Origin of the sequence: Bacteroides sp. AM23-12, from assembly GCF_003434395.1 — a bacterium.
GTDB lineage: Bacteria > Bacteroidota > Bacteroidia > Bacteroidales > Bacteroidaceae > Bacteroides > Bacteroides thetaiotaomicron.
In genome coordinates this window covers 123210-149953 of the sequence record NZ_QTLF01000002.1, presented here as the reverse complement: position 1 = coordinate 149953, position 26744 = coordinate 123210, and the positions used below count along the sequence as shown (strand labels likewise).

The window sequence follows — 26744 nt, the reverse complement described above, 5'->3', positions numbered from 1 at the left end:
AGTCAGCATGGATCTGTTTCTGTTACTTCTTAGGTAACGGAAGTAAATTTGATGCAAAGATAGACAAAAACACAAATAAGAAACAAATTAAAGCCCACTTTTTTTAGTTTTATCTAAAATATAGGGTAAAAACATCTTTAGACATGAAAAATACTTATTTTCATGCCCCACTCCTTATATACCTAATTTCCATTGGTATATACCCTTCTACTTAGGGTGTAACTCTCTTGACAACATATTTGCTGCTGCTTTTCAACCTTTTTTCATTGTTCGTTTATGCTGTATACACTTCCGTTACCTAAGAAGTAACGGAAACATATGGGGTAAAAAAACATGATTCTAACAAAAGAGAAATCAGCCATCCTCGGGACCAAAAATGGGACAGGGGAGGGCGTAGCGTGCTTAAAACGCTGGTATGTGGCACATGTTCGCATACATCACGAAAAAAAAGTAGCCGAATATTTGGGGAAAATGGGAATTGAGACTTTTGTTCCTGTCCAGCAAGAAATCCATCAATGGAGTGATCGCCGTAAATTAGTTGAAACAGTTCTTCTTCCGATGATGGTGTTTGTTCATGCCGATCCGAAGGAACGGATGGCTGCTTTAACTCTTGCCACGGTAAGCCGTTACATGGTGTTGCGTGGTGAGGGAAAGCCTGCTGTGATTCCTGATGATCAGATGGCGCGTTTCCGTTTTATGCTCGATTATTCGGAAGAGGCAATCTGTATGAATTATTCTCCATTAGCTCGTGGAAAGAAAGTTCGTGTTATCAAAGGTCCTTTGACGGGACTGGTTGGAGAACTAGTTGCGTTAGATGGTAAAAGTAAGATTGCTGTCCGGCTGGATATGTTGGGCTGTGCCTGTGTCGATATGCCTATCGGATATGTAGAGCAAATTGGCGAAAGAAACTAAGTAGGTGATGGGGACCTTCAATAGTAGCATACAGGGGAAAATAGAAAAACTACAAAAAACAGTTGATACATTGCTTCATATGGGTGAGAATATGGACTGTATATGTGTCGACGATCTTTCACTACTTAATAAAGAGATCCATGAACAGATCAATGATCTGTATCCTTGTCACGGTAAGACAGCCGAGCAGGAAGCTGCTTTGTGTCTGTCTCTTCTGATGGGATATAGTGTGTCTATGTATGCCAATTCGGAGGATGAGGCAAAGAAAGAAACTGTTCTGAGGCGTTCGCAAAAGATTCTGAAAAACCAATTGCCTTCACCATTGAAAATTCAGTTACACACAATCTACGATAAACTATTGTCATAGTAAATCTACTTTTTTTAAAAACAGACTTTATAATTTATTGGGGTATTTAAATTATGAAACACGCATTTGACCGTTTTGTTCAATATTTGCAGAAAAACTATTTTAGTTATTGGATTGTATTAGGAATTGATACGTTCATAGCTTTGATTTGTACCTGGGTGTCATTTATCGGCATTCATTATATAACGGAGACTTCTAAAGAAATCACTTCTCTCTTTCATATTTTGGCGATTTCTGTGATCTCCAGTGTCTTAGGTTCCTTTTTATTTCATACCTACCGTAATACGATCCGTTTTTCCCAGTTGAAGGAATTATGGAGAATTGCCGGAAGTGCACTGATAAAGGCTGTCTGTATCGCAATGGCTATCTGGCTTTTCCTGCCTCAGACGGGACTGCATAATAGTCAGAAAATAGTCTTTGTACTGTTTGATGGTATGCTGACTTTTATTGCCATGGTAGGCTTCCGTATTCAGTTGATTCTGGTTTATGAACTCCTGCTGAATATGCTGAATAAGAAGAATATGCATATTCTGATCTATGGTATTGATGATAAGAGTGTGGCATTGAAAGTCCGGCTAATGAACAGCTCCCACTATAAAGTGGTAGGCTTCTGCATCTACGGAACAGGCGACTCCATCCGACGCGTGGCTGATCTTCCCGTTTATTCATTTAAGGATGAAGAGTGCTTTAATAAACTTATTCATAAGAAGTGTATCGGCGGTATCCTGTTTGCCCGTTACGAGAATACCCGTGAAGAGGAAGACCGCCTGCTTCAGTATTGTAAAAGGAGTGGATTGAAAACGTTGATTGCTCCGAGTATCAGTGAGGCTGACGAAAACGGAAGTTTCCACCAATGGGTACGCCCTATCAAAATTGAAGACTTGCTGGGTCGTTCAGAAATTCATATCAATATGGAGGAGGTGATGACTGAGTTTTGTGGCAAGGTTGTGCTGGTGACAGGAGCTGCCGGTAGTATTGGCAGCGAACTTTGCCGGCAACTGGCTCAGATGAACATCAAGAAGCTGATCATGTTTGATTCCGCCGAGTCACCTTTGCATAATGTCCGTCTGGAATTTGAGAAGAATTATCCCGGTCTTGATTTTGTTCCTGTCATTGGAGATGTCCGCGTGAAAGAACGTCTCCGTATGGTCTTCGAAACTTATCAGCCTCAGATCATCTTTCATGCCGCTGCCTATAAGCATGTTCCATTAATGGAAGAGAATCCCTGTGAAGCTGTACTGGTCAATGTTGTCGGCTCTCGCCAGGTTGCCGATATGGCTGTGGAATACGGAGCTGAGAAGATGATCATGGTTTCTACCGATAAGGCGGTGAATCCTACCAATGTCATGGGATGCTCGAAACGCTTGGCCGAAATCTATGTACAGAGTCTGGGATGTGCTATCCGTGAGGGAAAAGTAAAAGGCCATACCAAATTTATCACTACCCGCTTTGGTAACGTCTTGGGTAGTAACGGTTCTGTAATTCCCCGTTTTAAGGAACAGATTGAGAATGGCGGTCCTGTCACAGTGACTCACCCCGATATCATTCGTTTCTTTATGACTATTCCCGAAGCTTGTCGCTTGGTAATGGAAGCTGCTACGATGGGTGAAGGCAATGAGATTTTTGTCTTTGAGATGGGCAAGGCTGTGAAGATTGTTGATCTGGCCACCCGTATGATTGAACTTGCCGGTTATCGTCCGGGTGAAGATATTGAGATAGAGTTTACGGGCTTGCGTCCGGGTGAGAAGCTTTATGAAGAAGTCTTGAGTGATAAGGAGAATACGATTCCTACCGAGAATAAGAAGATAATGATAGCGAAGGTACGTCATTATGAATATACTGATATTCTTGAAACTTATGGAGAATTTGAGAATTTATCCCGTACGGTAAAGATCATGGACACAGTGAAACTAATGAAGAGAGTGGTACCTGAGTTTAAATCCAAGAACTCACCGAGATTTGAGGTCTTGGATAGATAACTAGAATGATTCTGAACACTAACATAAATCAACAATGGATACAAAAGATTTGAAGATTGCTGTTGCGGGTACCGGCTATGTTGGTCTTAGCATAGCAACGCTTTTGTCGCAACATCATCAGGTGACGGCAGTCGATGTGATTCCTGAGAAAGTAGATATGCTTAATCGTAAACAATCGCCTATTCAGGATGAGTATATAGAGAAATATTTGTCCGAAAAAGCATTGAACCTAACCGCTACGCTTGACGGTGCCAAGGCCTACAGTGATGCTGATTTTGTGGTTATAGCAGCTCCTACTAACTATGATCCGGTGAAGCATTATTTTGATACCCATCATATAGAGGATGTCATAGACATGGTTTTAAGTGTCAATCCTGATGCTGTGATGGTAATCAAGTCTACTATTCCAGTAGGATATTGTCGTGGACTTTATTTGAAGTATGCCCGAAAGGGAGTCAGGAAGCTTAATTTGCTTTTTTCTCCGGAGTTTCTTCGTGAGAGCATGGCCCTTTATGATAACTTATATCCAAGTCGTATCATTGTCGGTTATCCGAAGCTGATTGATGGCGAGCTGTTTGATGAGGAAAACGAAGCGATTAAGTCTGTTGCGGATCTTCCTATCCTAGAGAAGGCTGCGCATACTTTTGCCGCATTGCTTCAGGAAGGTGCAATCAAGAAAGATATTCCTACCCTTTTTATGGGTATCAAGGAGGCAGAGGCTGTTAAATTGTTTGCTAATACCTATCTTGCTTTGCGCGTTAGTTATTTTAATGAATTGGATACTTATGCAGAGATGAAAGGTCTGGATTCTCAGTCAATCATACAAGGTGTTGGTCTTGATCCTCGTATTGGTACGCACTATAATAACCCTAGTTTTGGCTATGGTGGTTATTGTTTGCCTAAAGACACGAAACAACTATTGGCCAATTATCAGGATGTACCTCAGAATATGATGACAGCTATCGTAGAGAGTAACCATACTCGAAAAGACTTTATAGCTGACCAAGTCCTGTCTAAAGCCGGATATTACACTGCATCCAGTCAATGGGATGCCCACAAAGAACAAAAGATAGTGATTGGTGTATACCGTTTGACTATGAAGTCTAACTCCGATAATTTCCGCCAAAGTGCCATCCAAGGCATTATGAAACGCATCAAGGCGAAAGGAGCATTTATTATTATTTACGAACCTGCCATGCAAGACGGTGATACTTTCTTCGGTAGTCAAGTGGTGAATGATTTGGCTAAATTCAAAGAGATGAGCCATGCTATCATCGCCAATCGTTATGATAGTTGCTTGGACGATGTGATGGAAAAAGTCTACACTCGTGATATTTTTCAGAGAGATTGATGATGGTAAATTATAATGTGTCTTTGGAAGGTAAAACTGTTCTCGTTACAGGTGCAGCGGGATTTATAGGTAGCAATCTTGTTAAGCGACTCTTCCATGAAATAAAAGACATTAAAGTCATCGGAATGGATAGCATTACCGATTATTACGATGTCAATATCAAGTACGATCGTCTGAAAGAAATAGAGACTCTAAATCGTGATTGGACTTTTGTTCATGCCTCTATTGCCGACAAAAATGTAGTTGAGAAAACCTTCACTGAAAATAAAATTTCAGTTGTTGTGAATCTGGCAGCACAGGCTGGAGTGCGTTATTCCATCACTAATCCGGATGCTTACATACAGAGCAACCTCATTGGTTTCTACAATATTCTTGAGGCTTGTCGTCATCACGAAGTGGAGCACTTGGTATATGCTTCCTCCTCATCAGTATATGGTAGTAATAAGAAAGTGCCGTATAGTACCGATGATAAGGTTGACAATCCTGTATCACTCTATGCTGCTACTAAAAAGAGCAATGAGTTGATGGCTCATGCTTACAGTAAACTCTACAATATTCCGAGTACGGGACTCCGCTTCTTCACTGTCTACGGACCGGCTGGTCGTCCTGATATGGCATACTTCGGTTTTACTGATAAGCTGCTAAAAGGTGAAACAATCAAGATTTTCAACTACGGAAACTGCAAACGAGATTTTACTTATATAGATGATATTGTGGAGGGTGTGATCCGTATTATGGCAAAGGCTCCGGAACGTCAGATAGGTGAAGATGGTCTGCCTATTCCTCCCTACAAGGTGTATAACATCGGTAATAACCAACCCGAAAACCTACTCGACTTTGTTCAGATACTCCAAGAAGAGCTCATTCGTGCCAATGTATTGCCAGCTGATTACGATTTCGAATCTCATAAGGAACTTGTGCCGATGCAGCCCGGTGATGTACCTGTGACTTACGCAGACACAACACCTTTGGAGCAGGATTTTGATTTTAAACCTTCAACCTCTTTGAGGGCAGGATTGAGAAGGTTTGCCGAGTGGTATAAAATGTTCTACATGCTATAGCTGCAAGAGTCTCAAAAAGACTCACAGTTTCTCATTAAATATATAAGATATGTTGATTACAATAAAACAAGAAATAGAAAAGAGTATTAAGCCCGCGCCTCTTGATGCAGACTGTGTTTCTTTCGACGAAGTAATCTCAACTCTGACTGATTATGTCGATGAGAGTATTGCTGCTGGTGCTTTCGAAGCAACAATACAATACTATCTTCAGATATTGAAGTCTGTCTCTATCCATTTTGTCGATGATTGTCATTATGACTACTTCGATGACATGTATAATCCGGACTACACGTTGCAATATACTTTTGAGAAATTTATCAAAGCCTATAACGAAGGCCAGATGAATGATGATTATTATGCACAACTAAAGAAAGGCATAGCAGAGAGAGCTTCGATGGAAGCTTTTCAAGACTATGGATATCCTTATGTGTGCTCAATGAAATGATGAGTTAGCTTCCAAAAATGACGTATAAGAGAAACGATATAAAAGTCAGAACTTTCCTTTCTTTAAATCAAAAGTAAAGTTTATGTATAGTTACAATGATTTTGAGCGTCTATTTGTACGCTATAAATTGGAAGGCATTCATATTCAGCTATGCCCCTGACGAAAAATCAAAAATGATAATAGAGCTGATGGCTGCCCGTGATCGGGACGCTGAACGCATCCAACGGGACGAGGCTCGGATAGATGAACTGTTGTCCAAGGTTGATGAACTGTTGTCTTTGCAGAGAGCCGCCATGGCAGCTGAAAAACAGCTGGATGATTATAAACAGCTGAACAGCAATTTGCTGTCTAAAATAACAGTCTTGGAAGAGCGTCTTAAAGTCCGTAATAAAAACCTTTATGGTGGTAAGAGCCAGAAAGGAATCCATAAAAAGAAGCGGGAGATCGAAGAGGACCATACACGTGACAAGGATGATTTCGACGGCACTCCCAAATCCCTCGGATCTTCCTTGTCGCAGCCAGGTGAGGCTCATGCGCAGGACGAGGACGTGAAAGCCCTTCAGTCGGACGGCTACAATGTCTATATGTATTTGGATGATCATATGGTCGATATAGAACATCTTTGTTGCATGGCTCATGCTCGTGCGAAGTTCAAGTATGCGTTAGAGCAGGGCGATGATAAGGATGCCACATTCATATTGGAGCAGATAGGTGAGCTTTAAAAACTGGAGCGTGAGTATGAAGAGGGCAAGTTGTCCCCCGAACAGATAAGGCTTTGCCGGAATAGTTTAAAAACAAAAGAAATAATCATAAAGTTACGTAGTAAGCTTGAGGTCTTGCTCAGCGATGATCATCCACCCTGCGGAGAGCTGATGGAAAAGACCATAAATTATATAAATAACTTTTGGACTCAGCTGTTCGCCTACTTGAATGACGGCTCTTATTCCATCGACAATTCCATTGCCGGTGTGTCACGAGGACTCTATAACATGATTAGAAAGGCTAAAGTCATGGAAACTGTATCATCTTCATAATCGCAGTTTACGTTTTCTGGCGGCATATATTAACAATGTAGTAAGAGGTTGGATAAACTATTATGAAAAATTTTGGAAAACTGAATTCTGGAAAGTTATGTCTCACCTAAATCGTTCTATTGCCTATTGGGCAAAGAAGAAATATAAACGATTCCGTAGCTGTGGTGTCATATCTGCCCATTATTGGTTAGTTCATATTGCTCAGAAAGAACCCAATTTGTTTTATCATTGGCAAGTCGGATATATACCATATGCACATCCAAAGAAATGATTTGAATATAAAGAGCCGTATGAAGGGAGACTTTCACGTACGGTTCCGTGAGATTGTGCCACGAGAAGCATGTGCTAAATGCTTCGCAACTATGTAGGAGATGAGGGTAGGTCCCTCGCAATCAACTTGCAGGAGTGGGTTGCAAACCCGTATATGCTGCTCTTTCTCCATGGTCAGGGTAGTGAACGATATATGAAAAGGCAATGTATAAATTGTCAGGTAGCTTAATAGGAGATGACCGCAAGGGAACCATTGATGAAGCATCGAAAATAACCGTAGATGATGTCAAAACCAAGAGTTTCTCACTCTTTTGGGATAAGTAACGAGATTACCTGTTTATTGTCGTTATGGCATCCGGTGTACAGATGGCATGACCTGTTAAGAGGCTCTTATGTGGAACGTGGGAACCTGCTATAAGATGTTAACGGAAAATTCCAAGGGGCAGAACCTTCAAGGAAGAAAGTACGGATGCTTATAGTAGGGGCGGACTGACTCGTAGTAGTGTAGAAGTGCCTGTAATGGGTATGGAGCGAAGGGGTCAGCTTATTTAGCGTAAAAGTTAGTACAACTGATAAACAATTAGGAAGATGCAAAACGACAACGCAAAACCAATATCAATATCGAAGCAATTGGTTTATGATGCATTTCTGCGTGTGAAAGCAAACCGTGGAAGTGCAGGGATTGATAAGGTCACTCTTGAAGATTATGAAAAGAATCTGCGAGGTAACCTTTATAAACTATGGAATCGCATGAGTTCCGGCAGTTACTTTCCTCCATCGGTGAAGCTGGTAGAAATACCGAAGAGTACTGGTGGTAAACGTCCATTGGGTATCCCGACGGTATCTGATCGTGTAGCTCAAATGGCTGTAGTAATGCTGATAACCCCTTCTATCGAACCTTGTTTTCATGAGGATTCTTATGCCTACCGTCCCCATCGCTCGGCGCATGATGCTGTTGGCAAAGCTCGTGAGCGTTGTTGGAAGTATGCGTGGGTTCTGGACATGGACATCAGTAAATTCTTTGACACCATAGACCATGAACTACTGCTGAAAGCCTTGAAACGGCATACGCAAGAAAAATGGGTATTGATGTATATAGAACGTTGGCTGAAAGTTCCTTATGAGAAATCGGATGGAAGTCAGGTTGACAGGGCTCTCGGTGTACCCCAAGGCAGTGTCATAGGTCCGGTTCTTGCGAATCTGTTTCTTCATTATACCTTTGACAAGTGGATGGAAAAGAACTTTCCCCGTGTTCCATTTGAGAGATATGCTGATGATACAATTTGTCACTGCCATAGTCTTAAACAGGCTGAGTATATGCAAGCGATGATTCAACAACGGTTTGAGTGCTGCAGGTTGCGGCTCAATGAAGAGAAAACGAAAATCGTCTATTGCAAAAGTAGCCGTCAAAAGGAGTGCTATCCCAATGTGACTTTTGACTTTCTTGGATTTACGTTTCAACCCCGGGAATCGGTAGATAAGTATGGCAACCGTTTTACGGGTTTCCTGCCGGCTATCAGCCGAAAATCAATGAAACGAATCAATGAGACGATGCGCAGTTGGCACCTAAACAGGCACTCAAATCTCACATTGGAACACCTTGCGTCTGATATAAATCCTATCGTACGAGGTTGGATGACTTATTATGGTAAGTTTTATCCTACCCGTTTGAAGTGGTTTATGCAGACGTTGAACGGACGTCTAGCCCGTTGGGTAATGTGTAAGTTCGAGCGTTATAGACATCGTTTCTATCCTGCTCAAGAATGGCTTGCCCGTATTGCAGAGAAAGAGGGGCTTATCTTTTATCATTGGAAATGTGGCGCTCTGCCAAGATTTACCAATAAAGAAAAGGTGAGTTCCCAATTGATAATGGTTAAATAAGTAAAGCCGTGTGAAGCGAGAGTTTCACGCACGGTTTATTGAGAAGCTCGGGGTGAAACTCCCCTTGCTTACTCGGCGGCTGAGGGTGAAATTCCCTTGGTCTACTCGACAATGTTTTATTCGTCCATTGACGGGTGAGCGGAAGAACTCGTTATTCTTCGGAAGAGACAAGATGGTCCGCGTCTCAGCGGTATATCATACCATCATCTCCACTTGTAAGATGCAGGGTGTGTCAGTGCTGGATTATTTCAAGAGATTTTTCAGCAAAATTGTTAAAGGACATAGGGATTATGAACATTTATTACCCTTGACAATTGGACTGGATCAATAACAAATATTAAAAATCAGTATCTTTTTGACGTTATTTATGAGGGAACCGCCTTGTGGCGACTTTCCTTGGATACACGTCAAAATTGGACGCTAACATAAATAATATTAAAAATACAAATAATCGAAATTTAGTTCTATCTCTTTGCTACCTGTAACTCAGGTAGTAAAAACTTAGTGACCAAAATTTCGGACAGTTACGAAATGAGATTTAACAAAATAGCAAAAACATTATGTAGTGCCATTATTAAAAAGGTGTCTACTCCAGAAGAATATGCAAGAAGAATTGGCGTGAAATGTGGAAAAAATAATCTTATGGGTAAAAATCACTGGTCATCAGAACCTTATTTAATATCAATAGGTTCAAATTGCCAATTGACCGATTGTAAAATTCATACACATGGTGGTGGAAATATTATTAGACATGTTTATCCGAATTTTGACATGTTTGGGAAAGTAACTATTGGCGATTGGGTATATATTGGAACTGGTTCACAAATTATGCCAGGTGTTACAATAGAAGATCATGTTTTAGTTGCTGCGGGTAGTATTGTTACTAAGTCAATAAAGGCAGGATGCATTGTTGCAGGTAACCCAGCAAAAATAATAGGTCATATAGATGGTTATATAGAAAAGAATCTTAAATGGGATGTAGGTACTAAAAGTTTATCACAAATCGAGAAGAGAAGGCTTTTAGAATCACTTTCAGATGATAAATTTCTAAACAAACCATATTTGTAATGTTTTTCACAACGTGGAGATGTTCCAATTATATTTGCAGACACAACACCACTGGAGGAAGATTTCGGCTTCCGTTCCTCAACTTTGTTGAGAGACGGTCTGAGAGCCTTTACAGAATGGTACTATCGCTACTACATAAACAAGTATAAATAAACATTGAGTCCGCTCAAAAAAGTCTCTCTAAAATTTCGATTAACAAATTTTGATTTCAATCTATAAGACAAGCCCTGTAGAATCTTTTTAAGATGAAAATTACAAATATTACCATAAAAAATGGGAGAAAACTACATATCTACTTATAAATTGAAAGGCTTATAACCTTTTTAGTGGACTCAATATTTAATTTCAAAAGAAATGATCAACGTTGGAATTATCGGATGTGGCTTCGTAGGTGGAGCCCTCAAAGACTGGTTGGAGCACAACAACTCCGAGTGTAAACTGTTCATCAGTGACCCTTACAAGGGCTACAATGATGACCTCAGTAACATCGACATCGCATTCCTGCAGATCCACGTACCTACTGATGACGATGGCACACAGGATCTCACTCTCATGAAGGAGCTTATCTCTAAGCTTCCTGACGTATCTGTATTCGTTCGTACCACCATCCTACCTGGCACCAGTGACATGCTCTCTAAGGAGACTGGTCATCAGGTATGCTACATGCCAGAGTTCCTCACCGAGCGTACTCACATCGAGGATTTCAAGAAGCAGACCATGGTCTTCACAGGTGCTCACGAGCTCCTTACCAAGATCTTCGTCGGTAAGAAATTCACCGTCATGACTCCACTCGAAGCAGAGCTCACCAAGTACATGCACAACGTATTCGGTGCATACAAAGTAACCTACTTCAATGCTTGCAAGGAGTACTGTGAGCAGATGGGTGGCGACTGGCGTAATGTTCACACCGGTATGCTCCTCTCTGGCTACATCAACGACACTCACACTTACGTTCCTGGTCCTGACGGTAAGTTCGGTTATGGTGGCAAGTGCTTCCCTAAGGATGTGAATGCATTCACTATGATGACAAAGGGCACTCCTCTCGGACGCCTTCTTGAACCTCTCCACGAATTAAATGTTCACTTCCGTGGATTTGAGGAGAAGATTTAAACTAAGCTGCCAATGGTTCGATTCCCTTGGTAGCTACAAATAATAAAAATGGCTGGTGCTTAGTTGGCAACAACTACTAAGTTTAATCCTGTTTGTACAATAATAATGAAATCTATAGTACGAGAAATTGATAAAGGCGAGAACTTGCTGGTTTACACTTTTGTATTCTACGCGATATGGGCATTTGCAGGAGGATTTATGGGGTTCAAAGGAGGTCTGATGGATGTCATCCAGATGCTCCATGGTTCAATTCCTGTAATTTTGTTCCTTTTCTGCGTATTGCTCTATTACCACAGTTCAAGACCAAAGGTGTATGCCTCTACAATGATGACTTCTAAATCATCATTGTCTATTATTTTTGCATTGTTTTTTATGGGTATGATCCCTATTATGTCAGGTTATGGCTTGCAAGATATTGGTTTATTTCTCGATGCAATAATTGTAGCAGCTTTTTTTACCATAAGAAACGACTTAAAAGTTAGAGTGGTAGATGTTTTTATTCGTGTGCTTGCTATCATCTTCTTTCTCTCTGCGATAGAATGGCTTGTATGGAGACTGACTGGCTTTCATGTCGCTATTGCGGAAGTGTCCAGGTATAAGATTACATATATGCAGACGCTATTTAACTTTATACCTATCAGTTCAGAAAAAATATGGGTTGATATATTCATGATTGGACGTTTTCAGTCAATAGCAAGTGAACCAGGAGCAGTAGGAACTGTTAGTGCTTTTATGCTCTTTGCTACAGCAAACTCCAAAAGTTATAAGTACGAGTATATTATATTTTGGATTTCAGGAATATTATCATTCTCCTATGCCTTTTATGTAATGGCTGCATTGTCGTTTGCAGTTCAATTTAGCAAGAAGAATTTGAAATATCTCATTGTAGGTGCTATAATAGTTGTGCTTCTTTATAGTTATTTTGCAGACATGTTCAATGTCCTTATTCTGGATCGATTTAATGCCGAAGGACATGGCAATAACCGTATAAATGATTATATGCAGATAAAATTTAATCAAGCATGGGAAGATGGATCCCTATGGTTTGGCAAGGGTAATCAGGAATTTGATGCCATACAAGAGTACGGTGGAAATGCTGGCGTTCAAGTTTCTATCTACCAATATGGCATACTAGGAGTTGCAGCCATGGTTATATCCTATACTATCATATTCTTTAATAATCTTAAGTCAGTAGTGTTGAAGAATAAGAATATTGTAATCGCATTCTTCGTTGTGTTTTGGCTATCTTTCTATCAAAGACAGAATATTACCACTTTCTTTAATTGCCTGATATTTTTTACAATGCCGTTGTTCTGTGTTTATAAAGAGAAGGAGCAACAATAGTTATTAATAAACAGTAAGCGTCCAATTTAGACGTCTTGCCCACGACAAGAACAAAATCTTCCTTTGCATGTCGAAATTTAAAATGTAAACGACATGCTAACAAACTCAGATTTGGAGAAGCTATGGTTTCTCTACAAGATGGAAGGGGCACCGAAGAACATCACCCTTGGAGATTTCAGTAAGAGCTATGATGTCAACCCCAAGGTGTTTATAAAATGGTTAAGAAAGCGAGAGCGACGTATAGAGCCAGTGATGATCGTAGGACGGCCGGAGCCGGAAGCGCAGTCAGAAACTGTAAAAGCGGCAGCTGCGAAAGAAGAACCGACGACGCCTCAAGTTAAAGAGTTCTCTATTGAATTTCAAAATGGAACAAAGCTGACTAAGGTAAACCTAAGCTACCCGGAACTGAAAAAGTTGGTAGAGAAGATGGAGGTACTATGTTGACGATCACCGGCCTCAAGAACTTCTACTTCCTGCTAGGAATGAACGACATGAGATGTGGCTACCACAGAATCATGGAGATAGTAAAAACAAGATTCGGAAGAAAAACTAACGAAGGAGATGTATTCTTCTACATGTCGAAAGATCACCGAAAGGTACGAATGGTATACTACGAAAGGAACTCGTTTAACTTCTATACAAAGACGTTTGCAACACAAGGAATACATACCAATCGAAGGTGAGTATGCCGATGTCGAGTCACTGAAGGGGACAATGCTAGACTGGGAGGAACTGACAAGAGTTTCTGAAAGCTGGCAAGGAAACCATGCATCAATCCCATTGCTCGTGGATATCATCTACAATAGTTCAACGATGTCATTCCCGTTCTATCGCAAGATGGTAGCTTACATGGAAGATGGCTTCAAGACAAGTCGCCAGACTCTGATTAATTGGATGAGCAAGGTCGGGGATTATTTGAAAAATGTTCTTCTTCACTTAAGCTCTAGTAAAGGATGCCATAGTGAACTGTGATGAGACTTGGTGTAGAGTTCGTTTGAATAACAAGAAACAGAGGAAAGGCTACATCTGGTGTCTGATTAATAAGGCTGCTAAGATTGTTATCTTCTTCTTCGATGAAGGTAGCCGAGGTCGAAAGGTCCTTACGGAATTCTTGGGTGATGCTAATATCAAGGCACTAAAATCTGACGCATACAATGCCTACTATTATCTTGATGATAAGGAGTGTGGAATAGAGCACTTGTGCTGTTTGGAACATGCAAGAGCTAAGTCCTATCAAGCTTGGATACAGGGCAAGTGTGAAGAAGCAAAGTTCTTCCTCGCTAAGATAGAGGCACTTTATAATAATCTTGAAAGGACCTACAAAGAACACGGATTTACACCAGAGTTAATCAAGGAAGGTCGGAACTCTGCAGTGACAATAGAGATAATCTCGGATATTAGGCAGAGGGTAACACAACTTCTTAGTGATGGTATTGAAAAGAGCGAAGTGTTCCAAAAAAACTTGAATTATCTGAACAGCTACTGGACTCAGATAATAGCATACAGAAATGATGGTAGATACGAAATAGACAACTCGATTGCAGAGCGAGCAATCCGACCAATGACCGTAGAACGCAAGAACAAAGTTGCGTTTGGAAGTGAGAAAGGAGCCATGAACTCATGCGCGTTCCACCCGATCAACGGGAGACTTAAACTGCAGGGGAAGTCGATAAAGAAGTACTACCACAAACTACTATCCGCAGTCGCTTCAGGTAGAAACGATTACGAGAATCTAACTCCAGCGTTGCCGGGCTGAGTTAAATGAATTTAAAAATAAGTCTTATTTTAGTACCCAAATTTAGAAAGGCTCTGAAAATGAGCCTTTTCAAAGGGGAATGCGTCAAAATTGGATGCTTACTAATAAATATTTTAAATGACATGATAATAGAAACTTACAACTTTTTTCTTGGACAATACAAAGAATACTTTTACCGAGCAAAAATGAATAAACTCTGGAAGAAGTTTTCTAAAGGATTAATAATAACCCCACTAACTGCAGAGCAAAATGAGGAAATCAAATCATATTGGTTTGAATTAACGGGGAAGAAGGTATCAACCAAGTGGCATCAACTATTCTACGCTCTTACCGGAGTATATCAAAAAGAATGGATGCCATTTGAAATCTGTAGAGATATTCAAGAAACTCTTTCCCCGAGCAAAACAATGTCATATTTTGACGACAAGAATTTGTACAGATATCTTTTGAAGGACTTTGTTATTTCAAAAAGGTATCTTGAGTGCTCAAATGGTGTATGGAGTCGAATTCTTGACGGAGTAGCTGTATCATCGAGTCGGCATGAATGTTGCAAGTTAATTCAAAACTTAGGCCCCTGCGTAATCAAACCATCAATCGGTACTGATGGTGGAAATGGGGTAAGATTGCTGGAATTAAAAAATGGAGTAGATAATAGAACCGGGGATTCGATCGAAAAAATATTCGATTCCTATTATCCAAATTTTTTAGTTGAAGATAGAATATTCGAATGTGAGAATTTGGCAAAACTAAATTCTGATTCTTGCAATACTATGCGTGTACATACTTGGAGGAACAGAAAAGAGAATCAAGTAGAATTCCTATCTTCGTACATGAGAATAGGCAAAAAAGGCTCAATTAGAGATAATATGGCTCAAGGGGGTATGGGTGTTGAAGTGTTCGCTGATGGTTCTCTTCAAAAGGGTATATCATGCTACCCTTATCGCATTTATGATAAAACTGATTCGGATGTATTTTTGGATGGTTATATTATTGAAGATTTCAAAAAGATTAAGGAAACGGCTATCAAAGCTCATATGAACCTGCCGATGTTTGATCTATGCGGATGGGATATAGGTGTCGATAGTGTAGGTAATGTAATAATAATTGAATTTAACCCTAATCCAGACATGCGTATTGAACAGTTAATATTTGGCACATCATGTTATAAGAAACAAACAGATAAAGTGTGCAAGCAAGTGTTCTCAAAATAATTGTTACTCTATAATAATTGAATAATGGCAGATAGTGTAATTAATAATAAGAAGATTGCAGTAAATACAATATACCTATACATCCGTATGATGTTGATAATGATAGTTAGCTTATATACGGTTAGGGTAATACTGGATGCTTTAGGAATTGAAGATTATGGTATTTATAATGTTGTGGGTAGCGTTGTCGCAATGTTGGCATTTCTTAGAGGTACAATGGTTTCTGCATCTAACCGTTTCTTCTCCGTAGAGATGGTTAACAAGAATATTGAGGATTTACGAAAGACCTTTAGTATAAGTCTCAATATTTATGTGATTATTGCGCTTGTTATTCTTGTTATAGCAGAAACCCTTGGTTTATGGTATGTGATAAACAAGCTGAACTATCCTCCAGCGCGCGCCATAGCTGTACAAATCGTATTTCAACTTTCATTATTGAGTTTTATTGCTCAACTCTTGACCGTTTCTTATAATGCAATGATAATTGCACATGAACGCATGAATATCTATGCGTACATAGGTATTGCTGAAGTTGTACTGAAATTATTTCTTGCATTTGCCATCAAGAATAGTCCTATAGACAAATTTATTCTGTATGCAATCTTAATGACAATTACTGATATACTCTTATTGGTCTTCTATTATTCATATTGTAGAGTCAATTTCAGGGAGAGCCACTATAAGTTTGTGTGGGAAAAGTCGAAGTTTAAAGAAATTCTCAGTTATACAGGATGGAACTTCATGGGGCAGTTTGCAGTTGTATTAAGAGGTCAAGGTATAAACCTATTAATAAACGCATTCTTTAATCCTGCTGTTAATGCGGCAAGAGCCATTGCATATCAGGTAGAAAGCACTTCTATTCGTTTTTCAGAGAACTTTTTTAGTGCAGTAAGACCTCAACTTTACAAAGCTTACTCAAATAAGGAGATTGAGCCATTGTTCCGTCTAATTGATAGGAGCACTATTATGTGTACCTATATGCTTGCTGTGATCATGTTACCATTAATACTGAACGGTGGTTACATTTTAGGGCTATGGTTGAAAGAGGTTCCTGTACACACAGAACTTTTTATGGTTCTCGCTTTGATTAATGGATTTGTGGATAGTATGAGTAATGGAGTAATTGTCTCCGTTGCTGCTACTGGTAAAATAAAAAAATGCCAGATTATATCATCCGTTATGATAGCTATGAATATTCCTATTGCATATTTGGCATTGCGAATGGGTGCAACCCCTGAGACAACCGTGATTGTATCAATCGTGATTTCTCTTGCTCTTGTATTCATTAGGCTTTATCTTTTGAAAGAAATCATCCCATTGTTTAACAGCAGTACACATCTTTTGTTATTGATAAAGATAATCGTTGTAACGGTGAGTTCATATTGTTTATCGAATTTTGTCTCAACATTATTTGAAAACCAACTTACTATATTTATAACATCCTCAATGGTTGCAGTGCTATTAACTTCCATAGCGTACTACTATATTGTTCTCAGTAAGTATGATTGTGACTTCATAAAATCATATGTTTTAAGGATAGTCTTCAAAAAACAATAAAAATAAGAATGAAAAGAATAGCAATAATCACATTCCATGAGAACAATAATTTTGGCGCACACCTGCAGATGTATGGTCTGTACCGAAAGCTCAATGATATAGGCTATGATTGTCACCTTCTCAATTATCGCTGCGAGCGTGTGTTTAGAGTTGGTGCTCCTCATCCCCTTAAGTTTACATGGAACCTAAAGAACTTCATTATTGACGTAATTTATGGGTCTCAGAAAAGAAAGAAATATAAAAAGTTACTTGAGTTCCAAGACAAATATGTAACAAATAAAACGAAGCAATACGATATTGATTCGATAAAATCAATTTCGGAAAACTTTGATGCTTACATAGTGGGAAGTGATATGGTATGGGGGCTTGATGTGACTGACCATGACTATACATATTTTCTGGATTTTGTTCAAAAAACTACAAAGAAACTGACGTATGGTTCTTCTATCGGAAAAGATTGGACTGAGGATGAGAGGAAGAAAATCGCTAATCTACTAGAAGATTTTGAGTATTTGTCTGTTCGTGAAACTGAAACAGCAGATCAACTTGAACGTATGATAGGCAAAAGACCAGATGTTGTGAGTGATCCGACTATGCTTCTTACCAGCAAAGAATGGATGCCCTTTGTCGCTCCACGTCAGATAAAAGAAAAATATGTGGTTGTGTACTTCAATAGCAAGGATAACAAAACTATTGAAGATGCAAAACTTTACGCTCAAACGAATAAATGCAAGGTTTACATGATTGGCATTGAGATAGCAAAAGATGGATACAAATGTCTTCCTGCGTATTCTATTGAAATTTTTTTATCTCTCATATATCATGCAGAAGCAGTTTTCACAGCGTCATACCATGGAATGTTGTTCTCTCTCTATTTCCACAAAGAACTCTACTATTATTTAAGACATCCCGAAAGTAGAATGCTTACTGCTGCTAATAGATTAGGCGTAGAAGAAAGAGATGCAACAAAGGTCGATATTTTCAATATGAAGGATATAGACTACACTCTTGTTGACCAGAATCTTAAGGCTTACCGAGATTATTCTATTAATCAATTAGCAAATGCCATAAACTCGTAATATGACAATTTGTGATCTGAAAGAATGTACTGCTTGTGGAGCATGTATAAATACTTGTCCCAAAGGTTGCATATCGTGGTATAAGGATGAGTATGATACGCTACTTCCTCAGGTAGATGACAGTATCTGTGTTCAATGCAATGCATGTGTAAGAGCTTGCCATAACAACTCAAAGAATCTGCAGTTCAATACGCCTATTAAGACTTACGCAGCCTGGAGCTTTGATAAAGAAGACCGTAGAACTTCAGCCTCGGGAGGAATCACATCTGTATTCTATCAGTATACCATAGAGAACGGGGGATTCACGGCTGGTGTTGAACTTACACGTGAAAGAGGAGCCCGTTTTATTGAACTCAAATCATGCGAAGATATTCAGAGAGTAAAGAACTCGAAGTATCTCTATGCACATATGGATGATATATTCAAAAAAATTAGATTAGCATTAAAAGATAATAAATTTGTTTTCTTTGTTGGCTTACCCTGTCATGTCGCAGCTCTGAAAACATACTTGGGGAAAATAGCAGATTCAGATAATCTACTCACGGCTGATATACTATGTCATGGTGTAGTCAACGAGGATTATTTCTTTCAATATTTGAATGATATAGAAAAAAGATACGGCAAGAAAGGCGATCATATTTCTTTCCGAGATCCGGTTTTGGGTACCGAGACATTCAAGTTCACTCTAAAGTCAAATAGTGAAAGCAAACCATTCTATAACCAAAATCATTATGACAAGAATCTCTACTATATCGGGTATATGCATGAACTCCAATACAGAGAGAATTGTTATCAATGCCATTATGCAAGGACCGAAAGAGTCTCTGATTTGACATTTGGTGATTTTGATGGACTTGGGAAATCAAAGCCATTTAACCATTGGAACCGACAAGTTTCATTATGCTTGGTAAATACAGAAAAGGGAGACAAGTATCTTTCTGCAGTATCAGACAAACTCTTTTTAGAAGAGCGATCGCTGGAAGAAGCTGTAAAGCCACAGCGACAACTCAAAGCTCCAGCGAAAGGACATCCTAATCGAAAGCTGTTCTTGGAAAACTACAAGGTGCAGAAAAATTTTGGGAAGGCTGCTAAAACATGTCTACAGACAGAGTTGAAGCAAAACAGAAAGAATCATATCATATCCACTTGCTATATGTCGGTAAGATGGTTGCTACCTGTGAGATTATTAAAGAAAATTCTTCATAGATAAATGACAGTCAAGGATAATGAAGATTGCTATGGATGTGGCTTATGTGCCGTTATCTGTAATAAAGATGCAATCAAAATAGAATTAAGTCCCAATGGATTTTATGAGCCTCATTTGGACGAAAAAAAATGTGTTGATTGTGGGCTTTGTTCAAAAACATGTGCATACAACTTCGCAAAAAGAGCGTTAGAAGCCCCAGTTTTGAAGTCATTTGCAGCATGGAGTAATGATACTCAAACTAGGAAAGAATGCACCTCAGGCGGTGCGGCATATGAGTTGGCTAAAACTGCACTCACTTTGGGCTATAAAGTATGTGGAGTGAGGTATAATGGAGAACGTAATGTTGCAGAGCATTATGTTGCGTCAAGTTTAGAAGAACTGCTTCAATCTAAAGGCAGCAAATATATTCAAAGCTATACTGTTGACGGATTCAGAAGTATTAATAAAAATGATAAATATCTTGTTGTCGGTACACCATGTCAAATCGATTCTTTTAGAAGATTTATAAGACTAAAGCGCATTGGAGATAATTTCATATTAGTTGACGTATATTGTCATGGTGTAGCATCGATGTTTATCTGGCAGAAATATGTATCCTGCCTTGAGCAACATATAGGGAAAGTATATTATGCCTCATGGAGAAATAAAGTAGTCTGGAAAGATGGTTTTGCAGAAAACGATTATGACGAAAAAGCCAACGAGGTATATACTGGTTGGCATGACTCGTACAACATAATTGCTAGAGGCGAGAATGGTAAGTACCAGAAAAGACATTCTCAAGGCAATCCTTTCTTTAAATTCTTTATGGCCGAAGATTGTTTGGGAAAGGCTTGTTATACTCATTGTAAGTACCGATATGATAATTCGTCTGCAGATATTCGTATTGGCGATATGTGGGGTGAGGAGTATCGTGAGAATAAAGATGGTGTTAACTGCATTATCACATTCACAGAGAAGGGTCTTGAGTTGGTGAAACAAACTAACTGTGAGCTTAAAGAATATCCTTTCAAGATAGCAGCAGAGGGGCAACACAGAAAATCACCAAAAATCAAATTGCATGATGATGTAATCCATTGTGCAGTTACTGATCCCAATATCTCATTTGACGATATGTTGGCTGTTCTTTTGAGACAACGCAGAAAGCACATCTATAGAGAATGGATAAAGCACCCTATCAGAACGATGAAGGATGTAATAAGATGGATTTTAAAACCAATACGCAAGAAATAGTTTATGATTGCGCTTATATCACAACTACATTGGAATAACCTTGGAACAGCACTACAAGCTTATGCACTACATAAAAAACTGCTTGACCTTGGCTACGATAATGAATATATCGACTATACAATACCAAGATCAGAAAGTCGTATTATTGCATCGGCAATAAAGCAGTCATTTTTAAGTTTACTTCGTGCGCTTAAATTAGCCGACCTCAATACAAATCACTGGGAAACTCGCATGTTTAAAGGGACGGCAAAGCGTACAGAAGATTTCCGCTTGCGAGAGATAAGAAGGAAAATTTTTATTCCTTCTACCCTAAACTCTGCAAATAATGTATATGATAAGTTTATCGTAGGTAGCGACCAAATGTGGTTTCCGGATGCAATATTGCGAGGAGGAGATCCTATGCGTTTGTTAGACTTTGTTACAGATTATCGTAAGAAATACTCCTATGCTCCTAGCTTTGGAACTACACACCTCTCAATAGAGTTTTTGGAAGCATTTGTTCCTCGAGTTAATGAATTCAATTTGATTTCATGTCGGGAGAGATCAAATTCAGAATTGCTTGCAAAAAAGTTGAAGCGTGAAGTTGAATTTGTACTAGATCCTACAATGCTATTAACTGCAGAACAGTGGAGAGAGGTATCTAGGCGCGACAATAATCATCCAATAGGTAAGTATATTCTTTGTTACATATTAGGAACAAAACCTTGCGTGTCGGCATATGCAGAAATGCTGGGGTCAAAAACGGGTCTTCCTGTACACTATATTCTAACACACCCATATTATGCTTCCAAGAAAAATTGTATTATGGATGTTGGGCCACAAGAGTTTATAAGCCTAATCGATAACTGTGAGTGTCTTGTTACTGATTCGTTTCATGGCATAATGTTATCTGTAAAACTGCAGAAACCATTCTATGTCTTTACAAAATTGTCAGATAACGAGGTTAATAATGACAACGACCGTATTTCAGAAGTACTCAATGAATTTTGCTTGACTGATAGATTCTGTAAAGACGATATAAAACCGACTAAACTTGAACGGATAGATTACGGTGTAGTCTCGCCAAAAGTTGATGATTTAATTCGTATATCTGAGAATCATTTGAAGAAAATAGTACATAATTAATAGAATTGCAGATAAACTATGAGAAGAATTTTGGTGCGTTTCGATGATATATGTCCAACAATGAATTACGTTCAATGGAAATATGCTGTCGATTTATTGGATAAATATAACATAAAACCACTGATAGGGGTTATACCAGATTGTAAGGATCCTGATTTACAGATAGAGGCTGAGCATCTTGACTTTTGGAATAATATTAAGACTTTGCAGGAGAAGGGCTACACCATTGCTATGCATGGTTATCAGCATGTATTTGACTCTCATAACAAGGGTATTGTAAATAATAGATATGGTTCAGAGTTTGCGGGGCACTCATTAGAAATTCAGATAGAGAAGATAAAGAAGGGCAAAAAAATTTTAAATGAACATGGTATATATACTGATGTCTTTTTTGCACCAGCACATTCTTATGACGAAAACACAATAAAGGCACTTGCAGCGAATGGCTTCAAGTATATGTCGGATGCGAAAAGTTCTCGACCCTATGAAATTGATGGTTTAAAATTGTTACCGTGTAGAGCGAGCGGTTGTCCTAATGTGTCAAAAGAAGGGATATATACGGCTGTTTTTCATGCCCACGAGTGGGAAAGAGAAGATAAAAAGTATTGCCTTAAGGAGTTTGTGAAGTTGCTGATTAATTATTCGAATGACATAGTGTCATTTGACGTGTTTTCGAGCATCGAATCAGGATCGCCGTTCTTTCAGAAAATAGACGAGCAAGCTTACTTGTTTTGGCAGTACGGGATTAAGCCAATCGTATCAAAGATATATCATATTATAATAAAATGAAGATTTGTTATATAGTACATGGATTCCAGATGGGTGGCGCAGAAAACATTGTAGCCAATTATCTTTGTGAATTAAAGAGACAGGGTCATGATGTTCTTGCTATTTCAATTGATGCAAGAAAATTTTACTTGTCGGAGCAACTAGAGAAGCAGAATATCCCAATCTACCATTTGACCCCTTATGTCATTAATAATGATGTTTCATTATTCATTAGAATATTTCTTCAAAAACTGAATAAGTATTCTTCTTATTTTGACAAAAGACTTTCCAAGATAGTAGGACGCAAAAAACCTGAGATAATACATTGGCATACAACCATCTGTTATAACAAATTCATAACACTCCCGTTAGGCCAACAGTTCTTTACTTTTCACGCAGATTTTAAGCGAATATGGAAACTCTTTACAGAAGAAGAAAGATTAGTATATAGACAAAGCGTAGGATTAGGGTTGACTACTATTGTCCTCAATGAAACAATGTATCAAGATGCACAAGAACTCTTTCAAAACAGCAAAATCCATAGAATTCCCAATGGGTTATCTATAGGAGATATTCGTTCGAAAAGGTATGTAAAGGAAGAATTCGTATCCTCTATAGGCCTGCCAGAGGATTCTTTTATAATCACCATGGTAGGACGTTTCCATCCGGTAAAAAACCAAGAGTGGGCAATAGATGTTCTTGATGAGGTTTTAAAAAACAAGTCGAATGCTTATCTTTTATATGTTGGCCAAGAAGAAAAGAGTGTTAGAAAAATAATAGACGAGCGAATTTTAAAATATAACATCCCGATAGACAAAGTCAAAATCCTGGGATTAAGAAAAGATGCAACCGCTATATTAAGTGTTTCTAATGTGTGTCTGGTTCCGTCTCGTTCAGAGTCTTTTTCACTGGTCGCTGTGGAGGCTCAAGTGTTTAACATAAGAGTAGTGGCATCGGATGCCATACCTTCAGAAGTCCTTCGGAATCCTAACACGTTTGCTCTATCTTTATCTGATAGCGCTAAGGATTGGGCAAAAGTTATCCTTGATAACAATACTGATAGAACTAAGAATCATAGTATAGAAGACTTTGATATAGGAACTGTAGTAAAAGCGCATGTTGATCTTTACAATTCTGTATTATAACAATGAACTATAATGAAAAAGATACTCTTATTTACAGAAAACCTCGGCCCAGGTGGAGCAGAACGCCAACTATGTGGTTTGGCAATTCTTCTTCACCAACGGGGATATTGCGTGAAGGTTGTAACATATTTTAAGGCAGACTTTACACAATTTTATGAGCCATTTTTACGTAATGCAGGAGTTGATTATGAGCTACATATTGAGTTAACTCCTTCAAAGACTCGTATATGGCGTTTCTCAAAGATTGCAAAAGCATTCAATCCTGATGTTATGATCTCATTCTTGCCCTCTCCAAATTTAACGGCATGTGCTGCAAAATTATTGTGCGGGTATAAGCTCATTGTTGGAGAACGAAATACCAATCTCACTCTTGAACGAACTGATAGAATTAGATTCAATATTTATCGTTTAGCTAACGCTATTGTTCCAAACTCTTTCTCACAAGGCGAGTTTATTACAAAGCATTATCCAGGACTCGCAAAGAAAGTTTATCCCATTGTGAACTTTGTGGATGTAGAGAAATTCCAACCTGCTTTTGAGAAATCCTCGAATGATGTATTCAATATTGTAACGGTCGCAAGATATACTACTCAAAAGAATTATCTTAACTATGCTGAAGGTATAGCGATAGCTAAGAGCAAAGGATACAAATTCCATTGTAACTGGTTTGGTAACAATTATCATACGGGATATTTTGAGTCATTGCTTGCTAAGATAAAAGAGTTATGTATTGAGGATTATGTGACCGTACATGCTCCATCTTCGCAAATTGTCAAGGAATACCATAATGCGGATGCACTATGTCTGCCCTCAATATATGAAGGGTATCCGAATGTACTATGTGAGGCGATGAGTTGCGGGCTTCCTGTTATCTGTAGTAATGTTGTAGAACTGCCTCGTATTGTAAAGGATGCTGAGAATGGTTACTTGTTTGATCCATACAATCCGGAGAGTATAGCAGATGCAATCGCTCGTCTGCTAAATACCAGCGAGATTGAGCTTGCTGATATGAGCAAAACAAACAGGGCAAAGATTCTTCGAAATAATACTGAAGATGCTTTTGTTGAAAAGTATATTGAATTAATAAATGAGTCCGCTCCAAAAAGTCTCTCTAAAATTTCGATTAATAAATTTTGATTTCAATCTATAAAACATGCACTGTAGAATCTTTGTTTATAAGATGAAAATTGCAAGCATTACCATAAAAAAAATGGGAGAAAACTACATATCTACTTCTAAATTGAAAGGCTTATGATTTTTTTAGTGGACTCATAAATTTATTATAACAAAGCAATTATATGAGATATTTTTGGCTGTTCATTTATAAGATATTTTGTGCTCACTTACCTGCAACAGATGGAAGGCTTTACAGCAGATGGATACGAAAGTTCCGTTCTGGAGTAGCATCACACCTGTTTGATTCATGTGGTAAAAATGCCAATATTGAGAAAGGTGCCGATTTTGGTTCTGGAGAAAGTTTCACAATAGGTAATGATTCCGGATTTGGTATTAACTGCAAAGTACGAGGACCTTTGTCCGTAGGAGATTATGTCATGATGGGGCCTGACGTTATAATATTCACGAGTGCCCACAATACATCATCAACAGACGTTCCAATGTGCAAACAAGGGGATGTTGAGAAAAAGCCTGTTAGGATTGGGAATGACGTGTGGATAGGAGCTCGTGTAATCATAATGGCTGGTGTTACAATTGGCAACGGCTGTATAATTGGTGCTGGTGCTGTGATTACAAAGGATGTCCCAGACTATGCCGTTGTAGGTGGAGTACCTGCTAGAATCCTCAAGTATAGAAAATAATGAATAAACTCTGTATCGTAGGCGCCTTTACGAATGGCGTTAATACATCTGATGGGCAGTCTGTAAAGACTCGAAACCTTTCTGCTGAACTGCAAAAAAAAATGGGAACTGACAATGTAATCAGTATCGACACTCAAGCAGGCAAACTAAAGGTTATGCTACAGGTCATAGCTTTATATTTCAGGTGTGACTCAATCATCATGTTACCTGCGCAGAATGGTTTGAAGGTGTTCACGCCACTGCTTTATTTTTTTAATAAGGTAGCTAAACGTAACCTTATGTATTCAGTTATTGGTGGATGGCTCCCAAGCATGCTTGAAACAGCAGAAGGTCTCAAAAGTAAACTGATGTCGTTTAATTTGATATTAGTGGAAACGAATACCATGAAGACAAAGCTTGAGGCATTGGGCTTTACTAATATCACTGTGATGCCAAACTTTAAGAATCTTCATGTTCTTGAAAAGTCTGATCTTATTATATCAGAAGCGAAACCTCTTAAGCTGATTACGTTTTCCCGAGTCATGAAGAAGAAAGGAATTGAGGATGCGATAAATGTAGTCAGACGCATTAACAATGAGTGTAGTCAAGCTATATACCACCTTGATATTTATGGTTCGGTAGATCCTAACGAAACGGAATGGTTTGATGAAATAAAAGCATCTCTACCTGAATACATAAAATATAGGGGTGTTGCTAATCCTCAGGATAGTGTCGAGATAATCAAATCATATTTCGCATTGCTGTTCCCCACAAAATTCTTCACCGAAGGCATTCCCGGGACTATCATTGATGCGTATGCAGCTGGTGTACCTGTGGTATCTGCCAAATGGGAGAGTTTTGCTGATGTTGTGGATGATGGCGTTACCGGCATTGGCTACGAGTTTGAAAATGTAGACGATCTTTATAATGTCTTGAATGAAGCGAAGGACACTCCTGAAATGTTGAATAACTTAAAAGAGAATTGCTTGCGCAAGGCATACGAGTTTATGCCAGAATACGCAATGTCGAAATTAAAAATGTAGATAAT

At 38.8% G+C, this 26744-nt stretch carries 26 protein-coding genes and 2 pseudogenes; all 28 read left to right on the top strand.

Annotated elements, in window-relative coordinates; genetic code table 11:
• Positions 1 to 333: 333 nt before the first annotated feature.
• Complete coding sequence (locus DW640_RS02885) at positions 334 to 912, top strand: UpxY family transcription antiterminator (RefSeq protein ID WP_008763896.1); 579 nt, start codon at positions 334 to 336, stop codon at positions 910 to 912.
• A gap of 7 nt (positions 913 to 919) precedes the next feature.
• The gene (locus tag DW640_RS02880; protein WP_117577285.1) at positions 920 to 1279 is read left to right on the top strand and encodes a UpxZ family transcription anti-terminator antagonist; all 360 of its coding nucleotides are present in this window, start codon (positions 920 to 922) and stop codon (positions 1277 to 1279) included.
• 53 nt (positions 1280 to 1332) lie between these two features.
• The gene (locus DW640_RS02875; protein WP_117577284.1) at positions 1333 to 3258 is read left to right on the top strand and encodes a nucleoside-diphosphate sugar epimerase/dehydratase; all 1926 of its coding nucleotides are present in this window, start codon (positions 1333 to 1335) and stop codon (positions 3256 to 3258) included.
• A 34-nt stretch (positions 3259 to 3292) separates the two neighbouring features.
• Positions 3293 to 4609, top strand: a complete 1317-nt coding sequence (locus DW640_RS02870) for a nucleotide sugar dehydrogenase (protein WP_117577282.1) — start codon at positions 3293 to 3295, stop codon at positions 4607 to 4609.
• Positions 4610 to 4611: 2 nt separating this feature from the next.
• On the top strand, positions 4612 to 5670 hold the full coding sequence (locus DW640_RS02865; protein ID WP_117577398.1) for an NAD-dependent epimerase/dehydratase family protein: 1059 nt from the start codon (positions 4612 to 4614) through the stop codon (positions 5668 to 5670).
• Between the two features lie 49 nt (positions 5671 to 5719).
• Positions 5720 to 6115: a hypothetical protein gene (locus DW640_RS02860; protein WP_117577280.1), complete on the top strand. Its 396-nt coding sequence runs from the start codon at positions 5720 to 5722 to the stop codon at positions 6113 to 6115.
• Between the two features lie 95 nt (positions 6116 to 6210).
• Positions 6211 to 7149 (top strand): annotated as a pseudogene (locus DW640_RS24290) (transposase).
• Positions 7133 to 7420 carry a group II intron maturase-specific domain-containing protein gene (locus DW640_RS24360; protein ID WP_117577278.1) on the top strand — a complete coding sequence of 96 codons (288 nt, stop codon included), beginning with the start codon at positions 7133 to 7135 and terminating at the stop codon, positions 7418 to 7420. Before DW640_RS24290 ends, DW640_RS24360 begins: the two are co-directional and overlap by 17 nt.
• A gap of 587 nt (positions 7421 to 8007) precedes the next feature.
• Positions 8008 to 9300, top strand: coding sequence for a group II intron reverse transcriptase/nicotine-degrading enzyme NicX (gene nicX / locus DW640_RS02840; protein ID WP_011108394.1), 1293 nt, complete (start codon positions 8008 to 8010; stop codon positions 9298 to 9300).
• Between the two features lie 531 nt (positions 9301 to 9831).
• Complete coding sequence (locus tag DW640_RS02830) at positions 9832 to 10368, top strand: acyltransferase (protein ID WP_117577274.1); 537 nt, start codon at positions 9832 to 9834, stop codon at positions 10366 to 10368.
• Between the two features lie 9 nt (positions 10369 to 10377).
• Positions 10378 to 10521: pseudogene (locus DW640_RS23900) on the top strand (protein CapI); the annotation flags it as partial.
• Positions 10522 to 10722: 201 nt separating this feature from the next.
• Positions 10723 to 11478, top strand: a complete 756-nt coding sequence (locus DW640_RS02820; RefSeq protein ID WP_117577272.1) for a UDP-glucose 6-dehydrogenase — start codon at positions 10723 to 10725, stop codon at positions 11476 to 11478.
• Between the two features lie 105 nt (positions 11479 to 11583).
• Positions 11584 to 12822, top strand: a complete 1239-nt coding sequence (locus DW640_RS02815; RefSeq protein WP_117577270.1) for a hypothetical protein — start codon at positions 11584 to 11586, stop codon at positions 12820 to 12822.
• Positions 12823 to 12915: 93 nt separating this feature from the next.
• Positions 12916 to 13266 (top strand): hypothetical protein, encoded by a 351-nt coding sequence (locus DW640_RS02810; RefSeq protein WP_117577268.1) that lies wholly within the window; start codon positions 12916 to 12918, stop codon positions 13264 to 13266.
• Entirely contained in the window at positions 13260 to 13505 is a 246-nt protein-coding gene (gene tnpB, locus DW640_RS24355) for an IS66 family insertion sequence element accessory protein TnpB (protein WP_117577266.1), read from the top strand. The genes DW640_RS02810 and tnpB overlap by 7 nt, the downstream gene beginning before the upstream one ends.
• The gene (locus DW640_RS02800) at positions 13471 to 13794 is read left to right on the top strand and encodes a transposase (RefSeq protein ID WP_158562585.1); all 324 of its coding nucleotides are present in this window, start codon (positions 13471 to 13473) and stop codon (positions 13792 to 13794) included. Before tnpB ends, DW640_RS02800 begins: the two co-directional genes overlap by 35 nt.
• Positions 13795 to 13816: 22 nt before the next feature.
• Positions 13817 to 14578 (top strand): transposase, encoded by a 762-nt coding sequence (locus DW640_RS02795; RefSeq protein WP_233525422.1) that lies wholly within the window; start codon positions 13817 to 13819, stop codon positions 14576 to 14578.
• A 5-nt stretch (positions 14579 to 14583) separates the two neighbouring features.
• Positions 14584 to 15789, top strand: coding sequence for a sugar-transfer associated ATP-grasp domain-containing protein (locus DW640_RS02790; RefSeq protein WP_117577261.1), 1206 nt, complete (start codon positions 14584 to 14586; stop codon positions 15787 to 15789).
• A gap of 24 nt (positions 15790 to 15813) precedes the next feature.
• Positions 15814 to 17346 carry a lipopolysaccharide biosynthesis protein gene (locus DW640_RS02785; RefSeq protein ID WP_117577259.1) on the top strand — a complete coding sequence of 511 codons (1533 nt, stop codon included), beginning with the start codon at positions 15814 to 15816 and terminating at the stop codon, positions 17344 to 17346.
• 8 nt (positions 17347 to 17354) lie between these two features.
• Positions 17355 to 18425 (top strand): polysaccharide pyruvyl transferase family protein, encoded by a 1071-nt coding sequence (locus tag DW640_RS02780; protein ID WP_117577258.1) that lies wholly within the window; start codon positions 17355 to 17357, stop codon positions 18423 to 18425.
• Between the two features lies 1 nt (position 18426).
• A complete protein-coding gene (locus tag DW640_RS02775) occupies positions 18427 to 19635 on the top strand; it encodes a Coenzyme F420 hydrogenase/dehydrogenase, beta subunit C-terminal domain (RefSeq protein ID WP_117577256.1) in 1209 nt (402 codons plus the stop codon).
• Positions 19636 to 20862 (top strand): Coenzyme F420 hydrogenase/dehydrogenase, beta subunit C-terminal domain, encoded by a 1227-nt coding sequence (locus tag DW640_RS02770; RefSeq protein WP_117577254.1) that lies wholly within the window; start codon positions 19636 to 19638, stop codon positions 20860 to 20862. It begins immediately after the preceding gene.
• Between the two features lie 3 nt (positions 20863 to 20865).
• Positions 20866 to 21987 (top strand): polysaccharide pyruvyl transferase family protein, encoded by a 1122-nt coding sequence (locus DW640_RS02765; protein ID WP_117577252.1) that lies wholly within the window; start codon positions 20866 to 20868, stop codon positions 21985 to 21987.
• Between the two features lie 18 nt (positions 21988 to 22005).
• Entirely contained in the window at positions 22006 to 22776 is a 771-nt protein-coding gene (locus DW640_RS02760; protein ID WP_117577251.1) for a DUF2334 domain-containing protein, read from the top strand.
• A 29-nt stretch (positions 22777 to 22805) separates the two neighbouring features.
• Entirely contained in the window at positions 22806 to 23900 is a 1095-nt protein-coding gene (locus DW640_RS02755; protein ID WP_158562583.1) for a glycosyltransferase family 4 protein, read from the top strand.
• Positions 23901 to 23912: 12 nt separating this feature from the next.
• Complete coding sequence (locus DW640_RS02750) at positions 23913 to 25037, top strand: glycosyltransferase family 4 protein (protein ID WP_117577247.1); 1125 nt, start codon at positions 23913 to 23915, stop codon at positions 25035 to 25037.
• Between the two features lie 161 nt (positions 25038 to 25198).
• A complete protein-coding gene (locus tag DW640_RS02745; RefSeq protein WP_117577245.1) occupies positions 25199 to 25717 on the top strand; it encodes a DapH/DapD/GlmU-related protein in 519 nt (172 codons plus the stop codon).
• Positions 25717 to 26739, top strand: a complete 1023-nt coding sequence (locus DW640_RS02740; protein ID WP_117577243.1) for a glycosyltransferase family 4 protein — start codon at positions 25717 to 25719, stop codon at positions 26737 to 26739. The genes DW640_RS02745 and DW640_RS02740 overlap by 1 nt, the downstream gene beginning before the upstream one ends.
• Positions 26740 to 26744: the final 5 nt, after the last annotated feature.

Excerpts from the sequence above, each read along its gene's own strand:
- DW640_RS02760 (WP_117577251.1), top strand. The coding sequence starts at position 22,006 with ATGAGAAGAATTTTGGTGCGTTTCGATGATATATGTCCAACAATGAAT.
- DW640_RS02870 (WP_117577282.1), top strand. The coding sequence starts at position 3,293 with ATGGATACAAAAGATTTGAAGATTGCTGTTGCGGGTACCGGCTATGTT.
- DW640_RS02745 (WP_117577245.1), top strand. The coding sequence starts at position 25,199 with ATGAGATATTTTTGGCTGTTCATTTATAAGATATTTTGTGCTCACTTA.
- DW640_RS02875 (WP_117577284.1), top strand. The coding sequence starts at position 1,333 with ATGAAACACGCATTTGACCGTTTTGTTCAATATTTGCAGAAAAACTAT.
- DW640_RS02815 (WP_117577270.1), top strand. The coding sequence starts at position 11,584 with ATGAAATCTATAGTACGAGAAATTGATAAAGGCGAGAACTTGCTGGTT.
- DW640_RS02810 (WP_117577268.1), top strand. The coding sequence starts at position 12,916 with ATGCTAACAAACTCAGATTTGGAGAAGCTATGGTTTCTCTACAAGATG.
- DW640_RS02770 (WP_117577254.1), top strand. The coding sequence starts at position 19,636 with ATGACAGTCAAGGATAATGAAGATTGCTATGGATGTGGCTTATGTGCC.
- DW640_RS02830 (WP_117577274.1), top strand. The coding sequence starts at position 9,832 with ATGAGATTTAACAAAATAGCAAAAACATTATGTAGTGCCATTATTAAA.
- DW640_RS02785 (WP_117577259.1), top strand. The coding sequence starts at position 15,814 with ATGGCAGATAGTGTAATTAATAATAAGAAGATTGCAGTAAATACAATA.
- DW640_RS02880 (WP_117577285.1), top strand. The coding sequence starts at position 920 with ATGGGGACCTTCAATAGTAGCATACAGGGGAAAATAGAAAAACTACAA.
- DW640_RS02750 (WP_117577247.1), top strand. The coding sequence starts at position 23,913 with ATGAAAAAGATACTCTTATTTACAGAAAACCTCGGCCCAGGTGGAGCA.
- DW640_RS02755 (WP_158562583.1), top strand. The coding sequence starts at position 22,806 with ATGGGTGGCGCAGAAAACATTGTAGCCAATTATCTTTGTGAATTAAAG.
- DW640_RS02780 (WP_117577258.1), top strand. The coding sequence starts at position 17,355 with ATGAAAAGAATAGCAATAATCACATTCCATGAGAACAATAATTTTGGC.
- DW640_RS02885 (WP_008763896.1), top strand. The coding sequence starts at position 334 with ATGATTCTAACAAAAGAGAAATCAGCCATCCTCGGGACCAAAAATGGG.
- DW640_RS02775 (WP_117577256.1), top strand. The coding sequence starts at position 18,427 with ATGACAATTTGTGATCTGAAAGAATGTACTGCTTGTGGAGCATGTATA.
- nicX (WP_011108394.1), top strand. The coding sequence starts at position 8,008 with ATGCAAAACGACAACGCAAAACCAATATCAATATCGAAGCAATTGGTT.
- DW640_RS02820 (WP_117577272.1), top strand. The coding sequence starts at position 10,723 with ATGATCAACGTTGGAATTATCGGATGTGGCTTCGTAGGTGGAGCCCTC.
- DW640_RS02860 (WP_117577280.1), top strand. The coding sequence starts at position 5,720 with ATGTTGATTACAATAAAACAAGAAATAGAAAAGAGTATTAAGCCCGCG.
- DW640_RS02765 (WP_117577252.1), top strand. The coding sequence starts at position 20,866 with ATGATTGCGCTTATATCACAACTACATTGGAATAACCTTGGAACAGCA.
- tnpB (WP_117577266.1), top strand. The coding sequence starts at position 13,260 with ATGTTGACGATCACCGGCCTCAAGAACTTCTACTTCCTGCTAGGAATG.
- DW640_RS02740 (WP_117577243.1), top strand. The coding sequence starts at position 25,717 with ATGAATAAACTCTGTATCGTAGGCGCCTTTACGAATGGCGTTAATACA.
- DW640_RS02790 (WP_117577261.1), top strand. The coding sequence starts at position 14,584 with ATGAATTTAAAAATAAGTCTTATTTTAGTACCCAAATTTAGAAAGGCT.
- DW640_RS02865 (WP_117577398.1), top strand. The coding sequence starts at position 4,612 with ATGGTAAATTATAATGTGTCTTTGGAAGGTAAAACTGTTCTCGTTACA.